The organism is Rhodanobacter sp. Soil_C_14, assembly GCF_057657335.1.
Genome location: NZ_JBDGIQ010000021.1, coordinates 1 through 293, shown reverse-complemented (window position 1 = coordinate 293; position 293 = coordinate 1). Strand labels below are relative to the sequence as shown.

The 293-nt window shown below is 71.7% G+C and carries 1 protein-coding gene; it reads left to right on the top strand.

What is annotated here, in order from left to right; translation table 11 throughout:
- Positions 1–293, top strand: a 293-nt coding sequence (locus AC3A56_RS17590; RefSeq protein WP_487771219.1) for a hypothetical protein, incomplete at both ends; no start/stop codon positions are given.

Here is a 293-nt window from a genome sequence, read left to right as displayed (position 1 = left end):
AGCGCGATCGCCAGTGGTCTGGCGGCGTCATCGGTGGGCATCGGTGCGCAGGCTGACGGTGACGAATCCACCGCGCTTGGCGCGCTGGCGTATACCCCGGGCACCTATGCCACGGCGGTCGGCGCCGAATCGGCGGCGACCGGCGAGTACTCCACCACGGTGGGCTCGACGTCGCAGGCCACCGGTGACCAATCCGTCGCCCTGGGCTTCGGCTCGGCGGCGACGCAGATAGCGACCGTGGCGGTTGGCGCGCAGAGTTTTGCCGCCGGCGTGGCGGCCACGGCGACCGGTTA